This is a genomic window from bacterium, assembly GCA_037131655.1.
Taxonomy (GTDB): Bacteria; Armatimonadota; Fimbriimonadia; order Fimbriimonadales; family JBAXQP01; genus JBAXQP01.
In genome coordinates this window covers 1-2,219 of sequence record JBAXQP010000376.1, presented here as the reverse complement: position 1 = coordinate 2,219, position 2,219 = coordinate 1, and the positions used below count along the sequence as shown (strand labels likewise).

Genomic DNA, 2,219 nt, shown 5'->3' with positions numbered 1-2,219 from the left:
GGAACGAAAGCAAATACAGGGGATTAAGGGGACTATCTGTTGAAACTGCGTGACGACCATAAGATCGGCTTAATGAGCGCTCTATTATTGATAGGGCTAACGCTCGTAACCGGCATTATGGTCTATGAAGTGATGAAGACTCAGGTCGAGTCGTCTCTCGGAAAAGCACTCCAAATAACATTGCAAGAGGATGCACACCATCTGATCGCTGGGTTAGAGGATGCTAAAGAGGACACTCACGCGGCAGCCAGTCGGCCCTTCCTAATAAAAGCGCTCTATCAGATCAGTGTGGCCCCAGGCAGTGTCATCGATTTGCAGAATCTTAAACTGAATATCGACTCGTTATTGGAAGCTGGCTTCACCGCTGCATCAGCTTACGATATTCATGGCAAGGAGTTACTAAGTACGGGGAATTTCATCCGGGATTTAGAACCCTCGTTTTCATTAATAAATGACACCTCCATAACAATGGCGTGGGACTCAAAAAGTAAATCCCTATTCGTACGTGTCACTGAGAGTGTGTTGAATTCCGATGGACATCAAGTCGGAAGCATTCAGACTGAGAAGAACCTTAAGGATCTGAAACGAACCAGCACATCGCACAGGAGGATCGGCAGTTCAGGTGAATTCATGCTGTGCCAGCCTCTAAAGAATAACTCCTTTGAAATGAAATGTTTACTAAGTCGAGAAAGCGGAATTGAATTCAAACAGTTGTCTCGTATTGTGAACAATCTACCGCTACCGATGGACTTTGCCTTAAATGGCAAGACTGGCATCATCAATGCCAAGGATTATCGACAGATTCCGGTCGTTGCAGCCTATCAAGGGTTGAGGAATCAAAACATTGGAATGGTGCTCAAAATAGATGAAAAGGAATTGTACGAATCGGCAAACAAGCGTCTTTATGATATTGCCCTATATACCTCTTTAATGGCTGCTCTAGGATGGGTCCTCCTGTACTGGCTGGTATTGCCTGTAGTACGTAGATTGACGAAATCGGAGCAACAGTTACAGGCTGCTAATACCAATCTTCAACAGTCAGAGTCTAATTTACGTAATCTGATGGCTTATCAGGAGAGCATCAAAGAGGAGGAACGACAACGGATTGCACGAGACATACATGATCAAATGGGGAGTGATCTTTCAGGTATCAACTCCCACCTAGCGGTCTCTATCGACCATTCCCAAAAGAATGGTCTAACCCCAGACCCGCATATAGTGAGTGCAAGTGAACTGGCAGTGAGTGCGATCAATTCCATGCGCAACACGATCAATGAACTGCGCCCTCCCATATTGAAAAATTTTGGGATATGGGAGACCCTGAGATGGCATTGCGGTCAGATCGAAAAAAGAGAAAACCTTCAATGCGAGCTTGTCATTGACGAACTGACCGAATCAATCAAAATTGGACCTGATCTTAGTACTTCGATCTTTCGAATGACTCAAGAATCAATCACCAATGTGATCCGCCATGCCAAGGCATCGAGGATAACCATTCATGCGAGGGTCCAAGACGGCATCGTGACCATCGAGATATCAGATGATGGTATCGGCATTCCCATAGCCCTGCAGTCCAATCAAAACTCGATGGGCATCATTGGGATGAGGGAGCGATGTCTTCTCCACCAAGGCAGTATAGAAATTAAAAGCACCCCCGAACAAGGGACAACCGTAGTGATACAACTACCAATTGGAGATTCACTTGACGACTAAGAAGATCAAGGTACTGCTGGTCGATGACCACTCGATTGTACGTAATGGCATACGGATGATGATCGATACTGTGGACGATATCGATGTGACGGGCGAGGCGGCAAGTGCGACGGAGGCATTAAGCATAATGCAGCAGAAGAGCTTCGATATTGCACTACTCGATATTGAATTACCTGATAGCAGCGGTCTTGATCTTTTGAAGATACTGCGTAAAAAATACCCTAAACTTATTATTCTGATGCTGAGTATATATTCAGAAGAGATCTATGCAACGAGGGCGCTAAAGTACGGCGCATCTGGATATATGTCCAAGGACTGCTCGATCGAGACATTGGTCACGGCGATTCGTAAGGCGGCGGGATCAATATCAAAACCGTATATTGGTAATTTCTTCATTGGGAGGATGGCGGCTTTTGCTTCGTCGTATACGGCCTTTAATTTTTCATCAGAAATCCAGTTCCAGTTTTGAAATGCGAACTTGCGAAATAATCCTGGTGCCATGTTTT

General features: G+C 45.2%; 2 protein-coding genes. Both read left to right on the top strand.

Features of this window, described 5'->3' with window-relative positions:
- The first annotated feature begins 39 nt into the window (after window positions 1-39).
- Window positions 40-1,713: a sensor histidine kinase gene (locus WCO51_12635; protein ID MEI6514099.1), complete on the top strand. Its 1,674-nt coding sequence runs from the start codon at window positions 40-42 to the stop codon at window positions 1,711-1,713.
- Entirely contained in the window at window positions 1,703-2,182 is a 480-nt protein-coding gene (locus WCO51_12630; GenBank protein ID MEI6514098.1) for a response regulator transcription factor, read from the top strand. The genes WCO51_12635 and WCO51_12630 overlap by 11 nt, the downstream gene beginning before the upstream one ends.
- Window positions 2,183-2,219: the final 37 nt, after the last annotated feature.